Annotated in this window: 17 protein-coding genes; all 17 read left to right on the top strand. The window is 69.6% G+C overall.

The genetic code is table 11. The features are described from left to right. The first annotated feature begins 166 nt into the window (after window positions 1–166). The 17 genes from ACFTWF_RS25630 (at window position 167) to ACFTWF_RS25550 (ending at window position 21,070) form a co-directional block, all read left to right on the top strand. Window positions 167–1,780 carry a UDP-N-acetylmuramoyl-L-alanyl-D-glutamate--2,6-diaminopimelate ligase gene (locus ACFTWF_RS25630; RefSeq protein WP_378463962.1) on the top strand — a complete coding sequence of 538 codons (1,614 nt, stop codon included), beginning with the start codon at window positions 167–169 and terminating at the stop codon, window positions 1,778–1,780. Continuing rightward, entirely contained in the window at window positions 1,777–3,291 is a 1,515-nt protein-coding gene (gene murF / locus ACFTWF_RS25625) for a UDP-N-acetylmuramoyl-tripeptide--D-alanyl-D-alanine ligase (protein WP_378463961.1), read from the top strand. Before ACFTWF_RS25630 ends, murF begins: the two co-directional genes overlap by 4 nt. Then, window positions 3,288–4,367 (top strand): phospho-N-acetylmuramoyl-pentapeptide-transferase, encoded by a 1,080-nt coding sequence (gene mraY, locus ACFTWF_RS25620; RefSeq protein ID WP_185724429.1) that lies wholly within the window; start codon window positions 3,288–3,290, stop codon window positions 4,365–4,367. Before murF ends, mraY begins: the two co-directional genes overlap by 4 nt. Before the next feature lie 4 nt (window positions 4,368–4,371). After that, on the top strand, window positions 4,372–5,865 hold the full coding sequence (gene murD, locus ACFTWF_RS25615; RefSeq protein ID WP_378463960.1) for a UDP-N-acetylmuramoyl-L-alanine--D-glutamate ligase: 1,494 nt from the start codon (window positions 4,372–4,374) through the stop codon (window positions 5,863–5,865). Next, on the top strand, window positions 5,862–7,394 hold the full coding sequence (gene ftsW / locus ACFTWF_RS25610; RefSeq protein ID WP_378463959.1) for a putative lipid II flippase FtsW: 1,533 nt from the start codon (window positions 5,862–5,864) through the stop codon (window positions 7,392–7,394). Before murD ends, ftsW begins: the two co-directional genes overlap by 4 nt. Continuing rightward, on the top strand, window positions 7,391–8,539 hold the full coding sequence (gene murG, locus ACFTWF_RS25605) for an undecaprenyldiphospho-muramoylpentapeptide beta-N-acetylglucosaminyltransferase (protein ID WP_378463958.1): 1,149 nt from the start codon (window positions 7,391–7,393) through the stop codon (window positions 8,537–8,539). The genes ftsW and murG overlap by 4 nt, the downstream gene beginning before the upstream one ends. Next, window positions 8,536–10,047 (top strand): UDP-N-acetylmuramate--L-alanine ligase, encoded by a 1,512-nt coding sequence (murC, locus tag ACFTWF_RS25600; RefSeq protein ID WP_378463957.1) that lies wholly within the window; start codon window positions 8,536–8,538, stop codon window positions 10,045–10,047. The genes murG and murC overlap by 4 nt, the downstream gene beginning before the upstream one ends. Beyond that, a complete protein-coding gene (locus ACFTWF_RS25595; protein ID WP_378463956.1) occupies window positions 10,044–10,928 on the top strand; it encodes a cell division protein FtsQ/DivIB in 885 nt (294 codons plus the stop codon). The genes murC and ACFTWF_RS25595 overlap by 4 nt, the downstream gene beginning before the upstream one ends. Window positions 10,929–11,146: 218 nt before the next feature. Beyond that, window positions 11,147–12,343 (top strand): cell division protein FtsZ, encoded by a 1,197-nt coding sequence (gene ftsZ / locus ACFTWF_RS25590; protein WP_378463955.1) that lies wholly within the window; start codon window positions 11,147–11,149, stop codon window positions 12,341–12,343. Continuing rightward, window positions 12,340–13,083, top strand: a complete 744-nt coding sequence (gene pgeF / locus ACFTWF_RS25585; protein ID WP_378463954.1) for a peptidoglycan editing factor PgeF — start codon at window positions 12,340–12,342, stop codon at window positions 13,081–13,083. Before ftsZ ends, pgeF begins: the two co-directional genes overlap by 4 nt. Before the next feature lie 37 nt (window positions 13,084–13,120). Next, window positions 13,121–13,855 carry a YggS family pyridoxal phosphate-dependent enzyme gene (locus tag ACFTWF_RS25580; protein WP_378464014.1) on the top strand — a complete coding sequence of 245 codons (735 nt, stop codon included), beginning with the start codon at window positions 13,121–13,123 and terminating at the stop codon, window positions 13,853–13,855. 85 nt (window positions 13,856–13,940) lie between these two features. Next, window positions 13,941–14,618: a cell division protein SepF gene (locus ACFTWF_RS25575; protein ID WP_378463953.1), complete on the top strand. Its 678-nt coding sequence runs from the start codon at window positions 13,941–13,943 to the stop codon at window positions 14,616–14,618. Between the two features lie 125 nt (window positions 14,619–14,743). Then, window positions 14,744–15,046 (top strand): YggT family protein, encoded by a 303-nt coding sequence (locus tag ACFTWF_RS25570; RefSeq protein WP_185724421.1) that lies wholly within the window; start codon window positions 14,744–14,746, stop codon window positions 15,044–15,046. A 102-nt stretch (window positions 15,047–15,148) separates the two neighbouring features. Continuing rightward, window positions 15,149–15,994: a DivIVA domain-containing protein gene (locus tag ACFTWF_RS25565; RefSeq protein ID WP_378463952.1), complete on the top strand. Its 846-nt coding sequence runs from the start codon at window positions 15,149–15,151 to the stop codon at window positions 15,992–15,994. A gap of 49 nt (window positions 15,995–16,043) precedes the next feature. After that, window positions 16,044–16,295 (top strand): hypothetical protein, encoded by a 252-nt coding sequence (locus ACFTWF_RS25560; RefSeq protein ID WP_378463951.1) that lies wholly within the window; start codon window positions 16,044–16,046, stop codon window positions 16,293–16,295. Between the two features lie 262 nt (window positions 16,296–16,557). Beyond that, window positions 16,558–19,689, top strand: coding sequence for an isoleucine--tRNA ligase (ileS, locus tag ACFTWF_RS25555; RefSeq protein WP_378463950.1), 3,132 nt, complete (start codon window positions 16,558–16,560; stop codon window positions 19,687–19,689). 46 nt (window positions 19,690–19,735) lie between these two features. Continuing rightward, a complete protein-coding gene (locus tag ACFTWF_RS25550; protein WP_378463949.1) occupies window positions 19,736–21,070 on the top strand; it encodes a DNA polymerase IV in 1,335 nt (444 codons plus the stop codon). The last annotated feature ends 7 nt before the right edge of the window (window positions 21,071–21,077 follow it).

Genomic DNA, 21,077 nt, shown 5'->3' with positions numbered 1-21,077 from the left:
AGGTCGGCCGAATCGGGTTCCGGGAGCTCTCACGGTAATCTGACACGTCGGCCGTTCAGTGGCCACGGAATTTTTCCGTGGACACACCGAACTGCCGAGGTAGCACGCTGTATCGATCCGTGCACTACGCCGTTGTCAGTGAGAGTCGACATCCGAGAGGAGCCCGGTGCCTGTTCCGTCCCGCCCGCAGTCGGCGTCAGCGGAGGTGAAGATCTCAGATGGTCTTCGCCCCGCCCAGCCGGTCCGTACCACGGTGAGCGCTCTGGCAGCGCTCGCCGGAGCGAGGGTCGAGGCACCCACCGGGGCCGCAGAGGACGTGATCGTCACCGGGGTGGATCTGCGCGCCCAGGGGATCACGGACGGCGATCTGTTCGCGGCGCTTCCCGGAGCCCGCGCGCACGGCGCCGAGTTCGCTGCCGACGCCCTCGAACGCGGGGCCACCGCCATCCTCACGGACGAGGCCGGATTCGCGCTGGTGTCGGAATTGAAGTCGGACACACCGGTGCTCGTCCACGACGACCCGCGGGGTGTGCTCGGCGAGCTGTCCGCCACCATCTACGGTCGGCCGTCCGAGAAGATGCAGGTCATCGGGATCACGGGGACGTCGGGGAAGACCACCACGTCGTATCTCGTCGAAGGCGCGCTCAACGCGGCGGGCCGGACGACCGGTCTCGTGGGCACCATCGAGACCCGGATGAGTGGCCGCCGGGTGCCGAGCGCCCTGACCACCCCCGAGGCGCCGCAACTCCACGCACTGTTCGCCGTCATGCTCGAGCAGGGAATCGACACCGTGGTCATGGAGGTGTCCAGTCACGCGCTGTCCCTCGGCCGCGTCGACGGGGTCCGGTTCGACGTGGGCGCGTTCACGAACCTCTCCCAGGATCACCTGGATTTCCACCGCGACTTCGAAGACTATTTCGCCGCGAAGGCGCGGCTCTTCGCGGCCGAGTCGTCCGTGCACGCCCAGCACGCCGTCGTCTGTGTCGACGACGTGTGGGGGCAGAGGATGGCCGAGGTCGCACGCGGCGCGCACGCCGTGGTGACGACGGTCGCCACCACCCCGGACGCAGCGGATGCAGTGTGGACCGCCGGTCCGGCGACGGTGTCGCCCTCCGGCTCGCAGACCTTCCCCCTCACCACCGCGGAGGGCACGACACTCGACGTGGAACTGCGCCTGCCCGGGCAGTACAACGTCGCGAATGCGGCGCTCGCCGTCGCGTTGTGCGCGGCGCTGGGCGTCGACCCCCGGGATGCCGCCCGGGGCATCGCCGGAGTCGACGTACCGGGCCGGGTGCAGCGGATCGACCGGGGGCAGGATTTCCTCGCCGTCGTCGACTACGCGCACAAGCCCGCGGCGGTCGAGGCCGTGATCGCGACCTTGCGGAAGCAGGCCCGGGGTCGCGTCGCCGTCGTCGTGGGCGCCGGTGGTGACCGCGACGCGGGCAAGCGGCCGCTGATGGGTGCCGCCGCCGCGCGCGGCGCCGACCTCCTGATCATCACGGACGACAACCCGCGCACCGAGGACCCGGCGGCCATCAGGGCCGCGGTCCGCGAGGGCGCCCTCGCGGTGCCCGAATCCGAGCGGGGACAGGTGTGGGAAGTGGCGGACCGAGCGAAGGCGATCGCCGACGCCGTCGGCTGGGCGCAGGCAGGCGACGTGGTTCTCGTCGCAGGTAAGGGACACGAGATCGGTCAGGAGATACACGGGGTGAAGTACCCATTTGACGACCGCGACGTACTGGGCGACGCGATCGAGCGGACTGTCGGAGGAGCGCAATGATTCCGATGACACTCGCTCGCATCGCCGAGATCGTGGGCGGCGAGCTGCACGACGTTCCTGACCCCTCGGCGGAGGTGACGGGGACCGTCGAGTTCGACTCGCGCAAGGTCACCGCCGGGGGACTGTTCCTCGCGCTGCCCGGCGCCCGCGTGGACGGCCACGATCACGCGGCGGCGGCGGTCGCGGCCGGTGCGGCGGCGGTCCTCGCCGCGCGTCCGGTCGGTGTGCCCGCCGTGGTCGTCTCCCCGGCGCCGACGGGTGTCCCGAGCCGGGCGATGGCGCTCGAGCACGACACCGACGGCTCGGGTGCCGCGGTGCTCGCCGCCCTGGCGACCCTCGCGCGGGCGTCCGTCGACGATCTCACCGCGAAGGGGCTCACCGTCGTCGGCGTCACCGGGTCGGCGGGAAAGACGTCGACCAAGGATCTGCTCGCTGCCGTCCTGCGTCCGCTGGGCGCCGTCGTCGCGCCGCCCGGATCGTTCAACAACGAACTCGGGCACCCGTGGACCGCGCTCCGCGCGGATTCCGACACCGGATACCTGGTCCTGGAGATGTCGGCCCGCGACCGCGGTCACATCGCCTCGCTCGCGGAGATCGCACCCCCGAAGATCGGGGTGATCCTCAACGTCGGAACGGCGCACCTCGGCGAATTCGGTTCGCGTGATGCGATCGCCGCCGCCAAGGGTGAACTCGCGGAATCGTTGCCGTCGGCGGACGAGGGTGGTGTCGCGGTCCTCAACGCGGACGATCCGCTGGTGACGGCCATGGCGCCACGGACGTCGGCGCGGGTGGTCTTCGTCGGGCGGTCGGAGTCCGCGCACGTGCGAGCCACCGACATCGTGCTCGACGAGAAGGCAAGGGCGCGTTTCACTCTCACGACGTCGGCGGGCAGCGTCCCGGTCGAGCTCGCCGTGCACGGTGAACACCAGGTCGGCAACGCGCTCGCCGCAGCGGCGGTGGCACTCGAATGCGGGGCCGGCCTCGAGCAGATCGCGCAGGCCCTCTCCGGTGCCGCCGCGGTCTCGGCGCGACGGATGGATGTCCGCGACCGGCCGGACGGTGTGACCGTCGTCAACGATTCGTACAACGCGAACCCCGACTCGATGCGTGCGGCCCTGAAAGCGCTGGTGTCGATGGCCCGGACGGGCCGGGGTGCGGCGCGCCGGAGTTGGGCGGTGCTCGGCGAAATGGCCGAGCTGGGTCCAGAATCAGTGGTCGAGCACGACGCCATAGGCAGGTTCGCGGTCCGGCTGGACGTGAGCAGACTGATCGTCGTCGGAACCGGCAGGCCCGCCCGCGCGCTGCACCAGGGTGCGGTCATGGAGGGGTCGTGGGGTGAGGAGTCGATCCTCGTTCCCGACATCGCCGGTGCGATCGCAGTGCTCGAAGAGCAACTGGCGCCGGGCGATCTGGTGCTGGTGAAGGCGTCGCAGTCCATCGGATTGTGGGAGGTTGCGGACAGGGTGTTGACGGGAAGCACGGGACAGCAGGGTTCGGAGGCCACGCGGTGAGACAGATCCTCTTCGCGGCGGGCATCGCGCTCGCCGTCTCGATTCTGCTGACCCCCGTTCTCATCAAGGCCTTCTCCCGTCAGGGGTTCGGCCAGGAGATCCGTGTCGAAGGCCCGGCGAGCCACCAGTCGAAGCGCGGGACCCCGACGATGGGTGGCGTCGCCATCCTCGCCGGCCTGTGGGCCGGCTACTGGGGTTCGCACCTGATCGGCATCGGGTACGACGCGGACGGGCCGTCGGCGTCGGGGCTCCTCGTTCTCGGACTCACCACCGCGCTCGGCGGGGTCGGATTCCTCGACGACTTCATCAAGATCCGCAAGCAGCGCAATCTCGGCTTGAACAAGACGGCGAAGCTCGTGGGGCAGCTGATCGCGGCGGTCGCGTTCGGCATCCTCGCGCTGCAGTTCCGGGGCGCGAACGATCTGACCCCCGGCAGTGCGCACCTGTCGTACGTGCGGGACATCGCCACGGTCACGATGGGTTCCGTCGTGTTCGTCGCCTTCTGTTATCTCCTGGTGAGCGCCTGGTCCAATGCCGTCAACCTCACCGACGGCCTCGACGGTCTCGCGGCCGGCTCCATGAGCCTGGTGCTCGGGGCCTACGTGATCATCACGTTCTGGCAGTACCGCAACGCGTGCGAGACGAGCCCCGGCAAGGGCTGCTACGACGTCCGGGATCCGCTCGACCTCGCCCTGATCTGCGCGGCCGGTGCGGGGGCGTGCATCGGATTCCTGTGGTGGAACGCGGCGCCCGCGAAGATCTTCATGGGCGACACCGGTTCGCTGGCGCTCGGCGGCATGCTCGCCGGACTGTCCATCACCACGCGCACCGAACTGCTGATGGTGGTGATCGGCGCACTGTTCGTCGCCGAGGCGGCATCGGTCGTGATCCAGGTCGCGGTGTTCCGGTCGAGCCGAAGACGGGTGTTCCGGATGGCGCCGTTCCATCATCACTTCGAACTCGCCGGGTGGGCGGAAACCACGGTGATCATCCGCTTCTGGTTGCTGGCCGCCATCGCCTCCGCGATCGGCCTCGCGCTGTTCTACAGCGAGTACCTGGCAGCGATCGGGGGCTGACGGCGTGGCAGAGGAACAGCTCGACTGGTTGCGGGGTCGTGGCGTCCTCGTCGCGGGCGCGGGTGTGTCCGGCCGGGCCACCATCGAGCCCCTTCGTGACCTCGGCGCCCTGGTCACCGTCACCGACGCGAACGTCGACGCTCTCGCCGAGTGCGCGCGGCTCGGCGCCGCCACTGTCCCGATCGACGACCTCCTCGCCGCGCGTGACCGGGTCGCCGACTTCGCGCTGGTCGTGACGAGCCCGGGATTCCGCCCGGACGCCCCGCTGCTCTCCGTCGCCGCCGGCGACGGGGTGCCGATCTGGGGAGACATCGAGTTCTCCTGGCATGTCGACCGGGCAGGACTGTACGGCCCGGCGCGACAGTGGCTGGTGGTCACCGGCACCAACGGCAAGACCACGACGACGTCGATGCTGCAGTCCGTCCTCGAAGCGGCCGAGCGGCCCAGCCTCGCCTGCGGCAACATCGGGCTGCCGGTGCTCGACGCGCTGCGGCGGACCGAGCCCCGTGCGGAGGTCCTCGCGGTCGAACTGTCCTCGTTCCAGCTGCACTGGGCGCCCTCCGTGCGACCCACCGCCGGCGCGATCCTCAACATCGCCGAGGACCATCTCGACTGGCACGGCGGCATGCAGCCGTACATCGACGCGAAGGCACGCGCGCTGACGGGCGAGGTTGCGGTCCTGGGTCTCGACGACGCGGTCGCGTCCTCGCTCTTCTCGTCATCCCTCGCGGTCCGGACCCTGGGCTTCCGGCTGGGTGTGCCGGCCGCGGGAGAACTCGGTGTCGAGGACGGGTATCTCGTCGACCGCGCGTTCGCCGACGGCGAGCGGCTGGCCCCGGCCGCAGGGATCACCCCAGCCGGCCCGGCGGGACTGATGGACGCCCTGGCCGCGGCCGCGCTGGCCCGGGCGATCGGCGTGGCGGCGGACGCCGTCGCCGCAGGTCTGGCCGCCCATGTCGTGGGCCCGCACCGGGCGGCGCACGTCGCCGACGTCGGGGGAGTGACGTTCGTCGACGACTCCAAGGCCACCAACCCGCATGCCGCCCGTCCGTCGATCCTCGCTCACGACCGCGTGGTGTGGATCGCCGGCGGACTGCTGAAGGGCGCGCGGGTCGACGAACTCGTTCTGGAGGTCGGCGGCCGCCTCGCCGGGGCGGTCCTGCTGGGACGCGATGCGATGCAGATCGCAGAGTCCCTTGCGCGACACGCCCCCGAGGTTCCCGTGGTCATCGTCGAAACGGGAGACGATGCAGGAGTGAGTGCAGTTCCGCAGACCGCGACGCACCGGGTGGTGCTCCCCGCGGACACCGACAGCGATGCCGTGATGGGTGTCGTCGTGCGGGAGGCGGCGGCCCTGGCAACGGCAGGGGATTCCGTCGTGCTGGCACCCGCGGCCGCGTCGCTCGACATGTTCGACAGCTACGGCCATCGCGGTCGCAGCTTCGCGGACGCCGTCGGCAGGCTCGACGAGTCCGACATCTCCCGGACGCTGCGATGACCTCGGCCGGAGCACGGACCCGCCGCGTCGCCGAGAGCCGGCGGTCCCCGGCCCGCAGCGCCGCCCCGGGGGTGGCCGCGCGCGCACCGTCGAGGCCCCGCACCCGGACGGCACCGCCCCGCGGCCCGCGCACCCGGATCGGGGCCTGGCTCGCCCGGCCACTGGCGTCGTTTCACCTCGTCGTCACCATCGCCTTCCTGCTGACGGTGCTCGGCCTGGTGATGGTGCTGTCGTCCTCTAGCGTCGAGGCCTACGCCTCGGACGGTTCGGCGTACACCCTCTTCACTCGGCAGGCACTGTTCGCGGCACTCGGGCTCGGCTTGTTCTACGCGGCGCTGCAGATCCCGGTGCGGGTGATGCGCGCACTGTCCTTCCCGGCGTTCGCGGCCACGATCGTCCTGCTGGTCCTCGTCCTGATCCCCGGCATCGGTACCGTGTCCCAGGGCACCCGCGGGTGGTTCGTCATCGCGGGATTCTCGCTGCAGCCGGCCGAGCTCACCAAGATCGCGCTCGCCGCCTGGGGCGCGCATATTCTGGCGTCGCGCCGCAGCGACATCTCCAGCATCCGGGACATGCTGGTTCCGCTGGTTCCGGCCGCGCTCGTCGCGTTCGTCCTCATCATTCTGCAGCCCGACCTCGGAACGACGGTGTCGCTGGCCATCATCCTGATGGCGCTGTTGTGGTTCGCGGGTCTGCCGCTGAAGCTGTTCCTCGCCGTCGTCGGCACCGGTATCGGCGGAATCGCGATCCTCGCGCTCACCGCCGGTTACCGCTCCGCACGTGTCCGCGAGTTCCTGAATCCCGGTTCCGATCCGCAGGGCATCGGCTACCAGTCCCGGCAGGCGATGTACTCGCTCGCGGACGGCGGCATCCTCGGACGGGGACTGGGCCAGAGCCGCGCGAAGTGGAGCTACCTGCCGAACGCGCACAACGACTTCATCTTCGCGATCATCGGTGAGGAACTGGGATATCTCGGTGGCGCGGCCGTCCTCGGACTGTTCGGGCTGTTCGTGTACACGGGCCTGCGGATCGCCACCCGGTCCGCCGACCCCTTCCTTCGTCTGCTCACCGGAACGGCCACCGTGTGGATCACCGGGCAGGCGTTCATCAACGTGGGATACGTGATCGGGTTGCTGCCCGTCACCGGCCTGCAGTTGCCCCTGGTGTCGGCGGGCGGAACGTCGACGGCCACCACCCTGTTCATGTTCGGCCTCGTCGCCAACGCGGCCCGGCACGAACCGGAGGCGGTCGCGGCGCTGCACTCCGGTCAGGACGGCCGGTTCGGCCGGCTCCTGCGGCTCCGGAAGCCGGAGGCGTATTCGCCGGTGCGGGCCGACGCCGCGCGGGCGGAGGCGGTGCGCCGGGCCGAGGCGCGTCGCCGGGCGGGCCGCGAGATGGCACCCCGCACGCGCGCGATCACATACGAGAAGGGCCGCCCCGAACGCGGCAGGGGCCGCACCTCCGAACGGGGCGCACGTCAACAGCGAAGCTCGGGTGGCCGAGCAGGAGAGCGAGGATTTCGTAGGTGAACGGCGACAAGTCCACCCTGTCGGTGATCGTGGCCGGCGGTGGTACCGCCGGGCACATCGAACCGGCTCTGGCCGTGGCCGATGCGATCAAGGCGATCGACGACAACGCGGTGGTGACGGCCCTCGGCACGGTCCGCGGCCTGGAAACCACCCTGGTTCCCGACCGCGGCTATCCACTCGAGCTCATCCCACCGGTGCCGTTGCCCCGCAAACCCACCCTCGACCTGCTACGGCTTCCCGGCCGCGTGCGCGCGTCGGTCCGCCGGACCCGTGAGGTGCTCGACGCCGCCGGCGCCGATGTCGTCGTCGGGTTCGGCGGGTACGTGGCCCTGCCCGCGTACCTGGCCGCGGGTCCCGGGCTGCTCCGCCGTCGTCGCCGCATCCCGATCGTGGTGCACGAGGCCAACGCCAGCGCCGGGATCGCGAACAAGATCGGTGCCCGGCGCGCGGCCCGGGTCCTCGCCGCGGTCGCCGGCTCCGGGGTCGCCGCCCGCGGTCGCACGGACGCCGAGATCCTCGGCATCCCGGTCCGGGCCTCCATCACCGGTCTCGACCGCGCCGCCCTGCGCGCGGAGGCGCGCGCACACTTCGGCCTCCCCGCCGACGGTCCGGTTCTGCTCGTCTTCGGCGGTTCGCAGGGCGCCCGGTCGCTCAACGAGGCCGTGTCGGGTGCCGCCGCATCGCTCGCGGCGGCCGGTGTCGCCGTTCTTCACGCGCACGGGCCGAAGAACACGCTCGACGTTCCCCCGATACCGGGCGGGCCGCCGTACGTGGCCGTTCCGTACCTGTCGCGGATGGATCTCGCCTACTCGGCCGCGGACGCCGTGATCTGCCGGTCCGGTGCGATGACCGTGGCGGAGGTGTCGGCGGTGGGTCTTCCCGCGGTGTACGTGCCGCTGCCGCACGGCAACGGCGAGCAGGAACTGAACGCCCGACCGGTGGTCGCCGCCGGAGGTGGAATGATTGTGGCCGACGGAGACCTGAGCGCCGGATTCGTCGCGGAGACCGTGATCCCTCTGCTGCGCGACCCCGCGCAGTTGGAGGAGATGGGACGACGTGCGGCCGGTGCGGGTCACCGCAGCGCAGCCGCCGAGGTTGCGCGGATCGTGCTCGACGTGGCCGCGCTGACGAGGGGAACCCGATGACCGACCTGCCCGCGGAGTTGGAACGCGTCCACATGGTCGGGATCGGCGGCGCCGGGATGTCCGGAATCGCGCGGATCCTGCTGGCCCGGGGTGGTCTCGTGTCCGGATCGGACGCCAAGGAGAGCCGCGGGGTGCTCGCTCTGCGTGCTCGTGGCGCGCAGGTCCGGATCGGCCACGACGCCGGCGCGCTCGACCTCCTGCCCGGCGGCCCGACCATGGTGGTCACCACGCACGCCGCCATCCCCAAGGACAACCCTGAACTGGTGGAGGCGGCCCGGCGCGGGATTCCGGTCGTCCTGCGACCCGCGGTCCTGGCCGCGCTGATGCAGGGGCACCGCACCCTGCTGGTGTCGGGCACCCACGGCAAGACGTCGACGACGTCGATGCTGGTGGTGGCGCTGCAGCACTGCGGTTTCGATCCGTCGTTCGCGGTGGGCGGCGAGCTCAACGAGGCCGGGACCAACGCCCATCACGGCAGCGGTGACGTGTTCGTCGCCGAGGCCGACGAGAGCGACGGCTCGTTGCTCCAGTACGAGCCGAACGTCGTCGTCGTCACCAACGTCGAGGCCGACCACCTCGACTACTTCGGCAGCACCGAGGCATACATCCAGGTGTTCGACGACTTCGCGGCGCGGCTCGTCCCCGGCGGCCTGCTGGTTGCCTGTCTCGACGATCCGGGATCCGCGGCGCTCGCGCAGCGGGTCGCCGCGCGCGGACTGCCCGGGGTGCGGGTCGTCGGCTACGGGAGCGCGGAGAACGCCGCCGGCGCGTTCGACGCCGTCGACGGCGTCGAGGTCGGCGCGCGTCTGCTCAGCTTCGAGGCCCGGGACGTGGGCGGAGTCCTGCAGTTCCAGCTGGCGGGGGAACAGTCGCCGCGGACGATCCGGATGGGGGTGCCCGGCCGGCACATGGCGCTCAACGCGCTGGCCGCTCTCCTCTCCGCGCGCGAGGCGGGCGCCGACGTGGACGAGATCCTCGAAGGTCTCGCCGGATTCGGTGGAGTGCACCGCCGGTTCCAGTTCACCGGCCGCGAGCACGGGGTGCGCGTCTTCGACGACTACGCGCACCACCCGACGGAGGTCCGGGCCGTGCTCGGTGCCGCCGCCGATCTGGTGCGCCAGCCCCACGAGGCCGACCGCCGCGAATCCGAGGACTCGGTGCGCAGCGGCAAGGTCATCGTGGTGTTCCAGCCGCACCTGTATTCCCGCACAGCAACATTCGCGGAAGAGTTCGGGCACGCACTCGACCTCGCCGACGAAGTGATGGTGCTCGACGTGTACGGGGCGAGGGAAGAACCGCTCCCAGGTGTCAGCGGCGCGCTGGTCGCGCTGTCGGTGACGAAGCCGGTGCACTACCAGCCGGACCTGTCGCAGGCGCCGCGTCAGGTCGCGGCACTCGCGTCACCCGGCGACGTCGTGATCACCATGGGCGCCGGTGACGTGACGATGCTCGGCAACCAGATCCTCGACGCTCTGCGTGCGATTCCGCACCACCACCCGTCGCGATGACGCGGGAGCGCCGCGGCCGGTCGGAGCGGCCGGACCGCCCCGTCCGTCGCGACTCCCAGCGCAGTCCGCGGCCCGGGCAGGCGCCCGGCGCGCGGGTGACGGCGGGTGAGCGGTCGTCTGCGCGTCGCCGCACGTCGACCGCCACCGATCCCGGAACCGGTCGTGCGCGCGAATCCGCCTCGGCGGCACGGAAGTCCGCGGCGGCGGCGCCGCGGCGGCCGTGGTACCGACGCCCGGCCGTGATGGGCGTCGTCGGACTGGTCGTGGTGGTGGCCCTCGGGCTCGTCGCGTGGTTCACTCCGCTGCTGTCGGTGCGCAAGACGGACGTCGCGGGTGCGGCGTCGATCTCCGAGGAGCAGATTCGGCAGGTACTGGCGGTGCCGCAGGGGCAGCCGCTGCTGCGTGTCGACACCGAGGGTGCTGCGCAGCGGGTCGCGGCGATCCCGAAGGTGGCGTCCGCGCGGGTGCAGCGGGTGTACCCGTCCACCATCCGGGTGACGGTGACCGAGCGCCTGCCCGTCGTGTTCATCGACACCCCCGGAGGTACCCACCTTCTCGACGACGAGGCCGTCGACTACGAGATCGCCCCGCCGCCGCCCGGCGTCCCGCGACTGGTGACCGCGACACCGGGATGGGGCGACCCGTCGACGGAGGCGGCCATCGAGGTGCTGGAGTCGATGCCGCCGCAACTGCGTGGTCAGGTGGGACAGGTTGCCGCGAAATCGATTTCGGACATCTCGGTGACGCTGCTCGACGGCCGGATCGTGGTGTGGGGCGGCACGGAGAAATCCGAGCGCAAGGCGGCGGTCACGTTGCCGTTGCTCACGCAGCCCGGGCAGACGTACGACGTGTCGAGTCCCGACCTGCCGACGGTGCGGTGAGCCGCAGTGGGCCCGGGCGCGAAGCGGACGCGGGGGAGTTCGTCAAATAACTCGGCGCGTCTCGGCGCGCCTAATGGCGTATCCCGATGCCGGTGCATAGCGTTTCGCTCTAGTCGAGCAGCACTTGACATAGCCGTAACCCTATGGTTGAAGTTGAGGGTTCAGGCCCGGCTGGTCTGTACGAAAGCGTGATACACACTCATGGAAGGCGAGAGCCGATGACGCCCCCGCACAACTACCTCGCCGTAATAAAGGTCGTCGGCATCGGCGGCGGCGGCGTGAACGCAGTCAACCGGATGATCGAGCAGGGACTCAAGGGAGTCGAGTTCATTGCCGTCAACACCGATGCGCAAGCGCTGCTGATGAGTGACGCCGACGTGAAGCTCGACGTCGGCCGGGAACTCACCCGCGGGCTCGGAGCCGGCGCGGATCCCGAAGTCGGCCGGAAGGCCGCAGAAGACCACAAGGACGAAATCGAGGAAGTTCTCAAGGGCGCCGACATGGTGTTCGTGACCGCAGGCGAGGGCGGCGGCACGGGTACCGGTGGCGCACCCGTCGTGGCGAGTATCGCGCGCAAGCTCGGAGCCCTCACCGTCGGCGTCGTCACCCGGCCCTTCTCCTTCGAGGGCAAGCGCCGCGGCGGACAGGCCGACACCGGCATCCAGTCGCTCCGCGAATCCTGCGACACCCTCATCGTGATCCCCAACGACCGCCTCCTGCAGCTCGGCGACGCCGCCGTCAGCCTCATGGACGCGTTCCGCAGCGCCGACGAGGTTCTGCTCAACGGTGTCCAGGGCATCACCGACCTCATCACCACCCCCGGTCTGATCAACGTCGACTTCGCCGACGTCAAGGGCGTCATGTCCGGCGCCGGTAGCGCGCTGATGGGCATCGGATCCTCGCGCGGCGAGGGCCGGGCCATCAAGGCCGCGGAATCGGCGATCAACTCCCCGCTGCTCGAGGCGTCGATGGAGGGTGCGCGCGGCGTGCTGCTCTCGATCGCCGGTGGCAGCGACCTCGGCCTGTTCGAGATCAACGAGGCAGCGTCGCTGGTACAGGAAGCCGCCCACATCGACGCCAACATCATCTTCGGCACCGTGATCGACGATTCGCTCGGCGACGAGGTGCGGGTCACCGTCATCGCCGCCGGATTCGACGGCGGCGCTCCGGCTCGCCGCCCGGTCGAGTCGGGTGCCGCCGGACGCAGTGCCATCGGCGCCGGCCGGGCGGGCGAGGTGGGGCAGTCCGAGCCGCAGAGCAACGAGCCGATGTCGGTGACCCGCGAGACGATCGGCTCCCACCAGAGCCCGAGCAGTCTGCCGCCGCTTCCGGGAAACGGTCAGTCCCGCGCGGTCCCGGTGTCCGACGAGGAGGGTGAAGACGAAGTCGACGTGCCCTCCTTCATGCGTCGTTGAGTTCGGCGTCCGCGCCCGATTTCCGGGTTCGGCGGGTCGTCACCACCCGCGCGGGAGGGACGTCCGTCGCGCCGTACGACACGTTCAACCTCGGTGACCACGTCGGCGACGACCCGGCGGCGGTGGAGGCGAACCGGCGTCGGCTGGCGGACAAGATCGGCGTGCCGTTCGACCATCTGGTGTGGATGGAGCAGATCCACAGCCGCACCGTGACGGTGGTCGACGGCCCGACCGACACGGCGGTCCCCGCCACCGACGCGCTGGTGACGACGGTCCCGGGGCTCGCCCTCGCGACGCTCAGCGCCGACTGCGTTCCGGTGCTGCTGTCCGACGACGAGGCCGGGGTCATCGCCGCGGTCCATGCCGGCCGGATCGGAGCCCGTATCGGCATCGTTCCCCGGGTGCTCGACGTGATGGTCGAGCAGGGTGCGCAGATCGAGCGGATCGGTGCCTTCCTGGGGCCCGCGGCGAGCGGCCGCCGGTACGAGGTTCCGGCGGCGATGCAGGCGGACGTCGAGAAGTTCCTGCCCGGCAGCGCCACCCGCACCGCCAAGGGCACGCCCGGTCTCGACCTGCGCGCAGGCCTGCGGAAACAACTGCTCGACGCCGGTGTGGCGGGAGTGGCGGAGGACCCGCGCTGCACCATCGAGGACCCGACCCTGTTCAGCCACCGCCGGCAGGCCCCGACCGGTCGGCTCGCCGCGGTGATCTGGATGGATACTGGGCAGGACGGAGCGTGACCGTGCCGCGGCGGGCGGTGGAGGATTCGGTGTGGGAGTGGACACGATGAGCAGGGTCGGGGAGATCGAGGCTGCGCTCGGAGCCGTGCGCGAACGGCTCGACGCGGCATGCAGGGACGCCGGGCGCGACCCGTCGGAGGTGGCGCTGCTGCCCGTCACCAAGTTCTTCCCCGAGTCCGACGCACGGATCCTGTACGACCTGGGCTGCCGCGAGTTCGGGGAGTCGCGGGAGCAGGAGGCCACCGCGAAGATCGAGGCGTTCCGCGCCGCCGTGACCGACCCGTCGGTGCGGTGGCACATGATCGGGCACCTGCAGCGCAACAAGGCGAAGGCCGTCGCGCACTGGGCGTACGCCATTCACTCGGTGGACAGCGAACGACTCGTCGGTGCGCTCGGCCGGGCGGCGACCACGGCCCTCGAGGCGGGGGAGCGGTCCGAACCACTGCGGGTGCTCCTGCAGGTCAGCTTGGACGGTGATCCGCAGCGCGGCGGTGCGGCGATTTCCGACCTCGAACACCTTGCCGCGCAGGTGCAGTCGTCGCCGGGGCTCGAATACCGCGGGCTGATGGCGGTGCCGCCGATCGATGCAGACCCCGACGCGGCATTCGAGGAGTTGCAGAGCGTACACGCGAGGCTGCGGCGCGAACACCCGGATGCGACGGAACTCTCGGCGGGCATGACGAATGATCTCGAGCACGCCGTCCGACACGGGTCCACGTGCGTGCGTGTCGGAACCGCGCTGTTGGGTTCGAGGCCTATAACCTCGAAATAGATCGCCCAGGTGATCGCCAACCCGTCCACACCGCTGCGACCGGTCGCAGGGGGATCGTGTCCGCCGCGCCAAGGAAGGTCGATCAATGAGCAGTCTGCACAAGTTCAAGGCTTACTTCGGCATGGTTCCCCTCGACGACTACGAGGACGAGTACCTGGACGAGCCGGAACCTGCACGCAGGCCTGCTCGACCTGCGCGCGACGGGGGACGCGATCCGTACCACGACCGTGACGACCGCGACTTCGCGGAACCGGCGTTCAGCAAGGCTGCCTACGCTCCCGGCCGCCGCGACGACCTCGACGACGACTTCGACCGCTACGAGGCCCCCCGGCACTCGTCCCGGGTGGAACCGGTGGCCGTGCGGTCGGCCCGGCCCAGCGCGAGCGGTGCGGTGCGCGGCGGCACCCGCGGTGCACTGGCCGTGGACACCCGGTCCGAGCGCGTGGAGAGCTGCCGCGGACCCCTCTTCGACGAAGGTGGCCCCCTGTCCAAGATCACGACCCTCCGGCCCCGCGACTACGGTGAGGCCCGGACCATCGGCGAGCGGTTCCGCGACGGCACTCCCGTCATCATGGATCTCGTCGAGATGAGCAACGCCGACGCCAAGCGACTCGTGGATTTCGCCGCGGGCCTCGCGTTCGCGCTGCGCGGTTCGTTCGACAAGGTGGCCACGAAGGTGTTCTTGCTCTCACCCGCAGACATCGACGTGTCCGCCGAGGAGCGTCGCCGCATCGCGGAGACCGGCTTCTACAGCCAGAAGTAGATCGGGGAAACGACCATCGGGATCCGAACGTCCGAAGCGACGCGGGCCGCGGCGGCTGTGGCGGAAAACGCCCTGGCCACGCGGCTCGTTTTGATCGGCCGGACATTCTCAGGCAGAGTGAAGGTGTGGCCTTGTTCTCGGTGATCTACTTGATACTGTTTGTGTTCTGGCTGCTCCTCATCGGCAGAATCATTGTCGAGTTCGTACGGACCTTCGCACGAGACTGGCGGCCGACCGGCGTCGTGGTCGTTGTTCTCGAGGCGATTTTTACGGTCACCGATCCACCGGTCAAACTGCTGCGGCGGTTGATCCCCCCGATCAATCTCGGTGGGGTGCGGTTGGATCTATCCATCATGGTCTTGCTGTTCATCGTCTTCATACTGATGTCGATCGTTCAGGGACAAGCGCGAGCTACAGGACTGGTGTGACAGAATGGGCCCCATCGATCCAGTCTTGTTTCACCGTTACGTAGACTGCGCTGTAACTGAATGCTTGCTAGACCGCCAAATGACGCGTGAAGGGATCCTTCCATGCCGCTGACTCCCGCTGATGTGCACAATGTCGCGTTCAGCAAGCCACCGATCGGTAAGCGGGGCTACAACGAAGACGAAGTCGACGCGTTTCTCGACCTCGTCGAGCAAGAGTTGTCGCGCCTGATCGAGGAGAACGCCGACCTTCGGCAGCGAGTGGGGGAGCTCGACAAGGAGCTCGCCGATGCGAAGAAGGCTCCACGCTCCGGGTCCGCAGCACCGACGCCCGCTCCCAAGGCGGAGCCGGCCCGCGTCGTCGAGCAGCCCAAGGCGCCCGCGCCCGCCCCGGCTCCCGCGCCCGCCGCGGCCGCTGCTCCCGCCCAGGGCTCCGACGCGCACATGCAGGCGGCCAAGGTTCTGGGTCTCGCCCAGGAGATGGCGGACCGCCTCACGAGCGACGCGAAGACCGAGTCCGAGCAGCTGCTCGGCAATGCGCGCACCAACTCCGAGCAGCTGGTCAGCGATGCCCGGACGCGTTCCGAGACCATGGTCGCGGACGCTCGCCAGAAGTCGGAAGCCCTGATCACCGACGCGCAGACCCGTTCCGAGACCCAGCTGCGCCAGGCCAAGGAGAAGGCCGACGCGCTGCAGGCGGACGCGGAGAAGAAGCACACCGAGATCATGGCGACGATCAACCAGCAGCGTTCCGTTCTGGAGGGTCGTATCGAACAGCTCAAGACGTTCGAGCGCGAATACCGTGTGCGCCTGAAGTCGTATCTGGAATCGCAGCTCGAGGAGCTGGAGCAGCGGGGATCCGCGGTTCCGGTGGACGGCGGTCAGGATTCGTTCGCGCAGGGCGGATCGCAGTCCAATTACAGCCAGTCCTACGCCAAGGGCAATAGCTGACTGAGCGCGCGGTAGTTGCCCAGCCAGCGGCCCGGATAGAGGTTGAGCCGTGCTGGTCGTGACACTCGCTCTTGCAGCGGTGGGATTCGCTCTCCTGGTGGTGGCGCTGATGACCGGTTCGGTCGTCTGGGCCTGGGGATGCATCGTCGTGTGCGTCGCCGGGGCGGTCCTGCTGCTCGTCAGCGCCCTCGCCGGAAAGAAGGCGGCGGTGGTGCCGGGGAAACCCGTGAGTGGTGTACCCGGCGAGCGCCGCTCCGGCCCGGATGCCGGGCCGGCACCGGGTTCCGACGAGGCCGACTGAGCTGTCGCCCGGCGGTGGCGACTAGACTGCACACAGCGAACAATTCAGTGACCGAGTTTTTGCGGCGTCGATCCGGCCATCACCGGGGAGCCTTCGGAAGAACGGCCGGTACGCCGGCTCAGTAGAACCGAACGGGTGGGCCCGTCACAGCCCGGCACCGAGAGGCGCCTTCCGGGGCGCAAGCGGGGTGGTACCGCGGTGGTGACGCAGGAGGCGTCTCCGTCGTCCCCGTGCCGAGTACGTCAGGCACGAGGAGATCGCGGTGACCGACACCAGCAACGTGACCAGCAGTAACGAGTCCTACCCCAAGGTCGACTACGGCGTCGCGCAGGATGCCGGCGTCCGGTTCCCCGAAATCGAGCAGCGGGTGCTGGCCGGCTGGGACGAGGACGACACCTTCCGGGCGTCGGTCGCCCAGCGTGACGACGCCCCCGAATTCGTCTTCTACGACGGGCCGCCGTTCGCGAACGGCCTCCCGCACTACGGGCACCTCCTGACGGGGTACGTCAAGGACCTGGTCCCGCGGTTCCAGACGATGCGCGGCAAGAAGGTCGAGCGCCGGTTCGGCTGGGACACCCACGGACTGCCCGCCGAACTCGAGGCCGAGAAGCAGCTCGGGATCAAGACCGGCGACATCGGCGAGATGGGCATCGCCCGGTTCAACGACTACTGCCGTCAGTCGGTGCTGCGCTACACCGAGGAGTGGCGCGACTACGTCACCCGGCAGGCGCGCTGGGTCGACTTCGACAACGACTACAAGACGCTCGATCTCGACTTCATGGAGTCGGTGATGTGGGCGTTCAAACAGTTGTGGGACAAGGGGCTCGTCTACCAGGGCTTCCGGGTGCTGCCGTACAGCTGGTACGAGCAGACGCCACTGTCGAACCAGGAGTCCAAGCTCGACGACGCGTACAAGATGCGCCAGGATCCCGCGGTCACCGTCGACATGCCGCTGCACGGGGACGGCCCCCTCGACGGTGCCAACGCGATCATCTGGACCACCACGCCGTGGACGCTGCCGTCCAACCTCGCCGTCGCCGTGCACCCGGACATCGACTACGTCCAGGTGACGGCCGCCGACGGGAAGCGCTACGTGCTCGCCAAGGATCGGCTGGGGCACTACGCCCGCGAACTCGGCGAATCGCCCGAGGTGCTGTCCGAGCACAAGGGCGCGGATCTCGTCGGCCTGCGCTACGACCCGCCGTTCGACTTCTTCGTCGGTCACGAGAATGCGCACCGCGTCCTCTCCGCCGACTACGTCACCACCGAGTCCGGCACCGGAATCGTCCACCTCGCACCGGCTTTCGGTGAGGAGGACATGGAGTACTGCGCCGCGAACGGGATCGAGATCGTGCTGCCGCTCGACGCGGGCGGCACGTTCACCGCGATGGTCCCGCCCTACGAGGGTCTCCAGGTGTTCGACGCGAACCCGGTCATCATCAAGGACCTCAAGGCTGCTGGAAAGTTGCTGCGGCACGAGACGATCGAGCACTCGTACCCGCACAGCTGGCGCAGCGGTCAGCCGCTGATCTACATGGCGGTCCCGTCGTGGTTCGTCGCGGTCACCGAATTCCGCGACCGCATGGTGGAACTGAACAAGGACATCACGTGGGTGCCCGAGCACATCCGCGACGGCCAATTCGGCAAGTGGCTCGAGGGTGCCCGCGACTGGAACATCAGCCGCAACCGGTACTGGGGCAGCCCGATTCCGGTGTGGGTGTCCGACGACCCGGCTTACCCGCGCACCGACGTGTACGGCTCGCTCGACGAACTCGAGCGTGACTTCGGCGTGCGCCCGACCGATCTGCACCGCCCGGTGATCGACGACCTGGTGCGTCCCAATCCGGACGACCCGACCGGCCGGTCGACGATGCGGCGCGTGCCCGAGGTGCTCGATTGCTGGTTCGAGTCGGGGTCGATGCCGTTTGCCCAGGTGCACTATCCGTTCGAGAACCAGGACTGGTTCGAGACGCACTTCCCGGGCGATTTCATCGTCGAGTACAACGGGCAGACCCGTGGCTGGTTCTACAACCTGCACGTGCTCGCGACGGCGCTGTTCGACCGGCCGGCGTTCAAGACGGTGGCGGCCCACGGCATCGTGCTGGGTGACGACGGACTGAAGATGAGTAAGTCCAAGGGCAACTACCCGGATGTCAACGAGGTGTTCGACCGTGACGGTTCGGACGCGATGCGGTGGTTCCTCATGTCCTCGCCGATCCTGCGGGGCGGCAATCTGGTCGTGACCGAGCAGGGCATCCGCGACGGTGTGCGGCAGGCGATCCTGCCGCTGTGGAATGCGTGGAGCTTCCTGCAGTTGTACGCGCCGACGCCCGGCGAGTGGCGCACGGATTCGACGAACGTCCTGGACCGCTACATCCTCGCAAAGCTGGCCGGAACGCGGGACGTCATCACCGAGGCGCTGGAGTCGACCGACATCGCCGGAGCCTGTGACGAATTGCGCGCGTTCTGCGACGCGTTGACGAACTGGTATGTGCGACGGTCGCGTTCGCGCTTCTGGGACGAGGACAAGGACGCCGTCGACACGCTGCACACGGTGCTCGAGGTGGTCACCCGGCTCGCCGCTCCGCTGCTGCCGCTGATCAGCGAGGTGATCTGGCGGGGCCTGACCGGTGGACGGTCCGTGCATCTCGCGGACTGGCCGGCCGAGGGTGAACTGCCGGCGGATGCGGAGTTGGTGTCGGCGATGGACGAGGTCCGGTCGGTGTGCTCGACTGTGCTGGGTCTGCGCAAGGCGCAGAATCTCCGGGTGCGGTTGCCGCTGCCCGAGGTGACCGTCGCCGCCGAGGACGCGGAGCGGCTGCGCCCGTACCTCGGTCTCATCGCCGACGAGGTCAACGTCAAGAAGGTCGACCTGACCACGGACGTCGACGCGCACGGGCGGTTCGAACTCGTCGTCAACGCGCGAGCAGCGGGGCCGCGACTCGGAAAGGATGTGCAGACCGTCATCAAGGCAGTGAAGGCCGGGGACTGGTCGGAGAATGCGGGCGGCGTCGTCGTCGCGGCCGGAATCGAGTTGCTGCCGGAGGAGTACACGCAGCGGCTCGTGGCCGCCGAACCGGAGTCGACGGCGGCCCTGCCCGAAGGTGCCGGTCTGGTCGTCCTCGACTCGGCCGTGACGGAGGAACTCGAGGCCGAGGGGTGGGCGAAGGACCGTATCCGCGAGTTGCAGGACGCACGCCGCGCCGCCGGGCTGGAGGTGTCCGATCGCATCACGGTCGTCCTCGACGTTCCGGCCGAGCGCCGGGACTGGGCACTCGCGCACCGCGATCTGATCGCGGGCGAAATCCTCGCCGTCGAGCTGGAACTGGCCGACGCGCCGGGCGACGCCGTCGAACTCGGTGAGGGTGTGCGGGCGGCGATCGCCAAGGCATGACCTGTCGGACCGGGCGGGTATTTTGCACGGGGTGAGCCGTCGGTGGGTGTTGCACCTCGACATGGACGCGTTCTTCGCGTCGGTCGAGCAGCTCACCCGTCCGACCCTCCGTGGCCGCCCGGTTCTGGTGGGCGGTCTCGGCGGGCGCGGCGTCGTCGCCGGGGCCAGTTACGAGGCGCGGGTGTTCGGTGCGCGGTCGGCGATGCCGATGCATCAGGCCCGCAGGCTGGTCGGTCCCGGCGCGGTGGTGCTGCCGCCGCGGGGCCGCCTCTACGGCGTGCTGAGCAAGTCCGTGTTCGACTCCCTCCGCGGCCCGATGCCGGTGCTCGAGCAGCTGTCCATGGACGAGGCGTTCGGCGAACCCGCCGAACTGGCCGGGGCGGATGCGGCCACGGTGCAACGCTATTGCGAAGGCCTGCGCACCCTCGTGCTCGAACAGACGGGACTGGTCGCGTCCATCGGCGCCGGGTCGGGAAAACAGGTGGCCAAGATCGCATCCGGTCTGGCGAAACCCGACGGGATCACGGTGATTCCGCCCGACGAGCAGCACGCCGTGCTGGACGAGCTTCCGGTGCGGAAGCTGTGGGGCATCGGCCCGGTCGCGGAGGAGAAACTGAAACGGCTCGGGATCGAGACCATCGGCGGTTTCGCGCGGACCCCCGAATCGGAGGTGGCGTCCATTCTGGGCACCACGATCGGACCGGGCCTGCACAGGCTGGCGCAGGGCATCGACAACCGGCCGGTGGCCGAGCGTGCGGAGTCCAAACAGGTCAGTGCCGAGACGACTTTCGCGACCGACATCGTCACGATGGCCGAACTGCGCGGTGCTGTCGAATCGAGCGCGGCGTCCGCGTTCGTGCGCCTGCAGAGGGACGGCCGCGCCGCGCGGACGGTGGTGCTGAAGCTGAAGAAGGCGGACATGAGCATCGTGACGCGCTCGGTCACCCTGCCCTACGCGACGCTCGACCGTCAGATCCTGGTCGCGGCGGCGCAGCGTCAGGTGATCGATCCGCTCGAACTGGGCCCGGTACGACTGGTGGGGGTCGGATTCGCCGGACTGTCGACGGTGCGGCAGGGCTCCCTGTTCCCCGAACTGGACCTCGACGTCCCGGGCTACCAGGAGTCGAAGATCACTGCGGCGAGTGCCGACGACGGCCTCTCGACGCCCGGCCCGACGCCGGCCCGGGCGCTCGACCTCCGGTGGCATCCCGGTCTCGACGTGACGCACCCGGACTTCGGCCACGGCTGGGTGCAGGGGGCTGGGCACGGTGTCGTGACCGTCCGATTCGAAACGCGCACAACGGGTCCGGGGAAGGCGCGGACCTTCAAGGAGGACGACGCAGACCTCGAGCGGGCCGATGTGGAAGGCTCGCTCGAGTAACCGGACC

The sequence above is a fragment of the Rhodococcus sp. NPDC056960 genome (assembly GCF_042674125.1).
In the GTDB taxonomy this organism is placed as follows: Bacteria; Actinomycetota; Actinomycetes; order Mycobacteriales; family Mycobacteriaceae; genus Rhodococcus_F.
The sequence above is the reverse complement of the archived record's forward strand: the minus strand, read 5'-3'. Positions and strand labels throughout refer to the sequence as shown.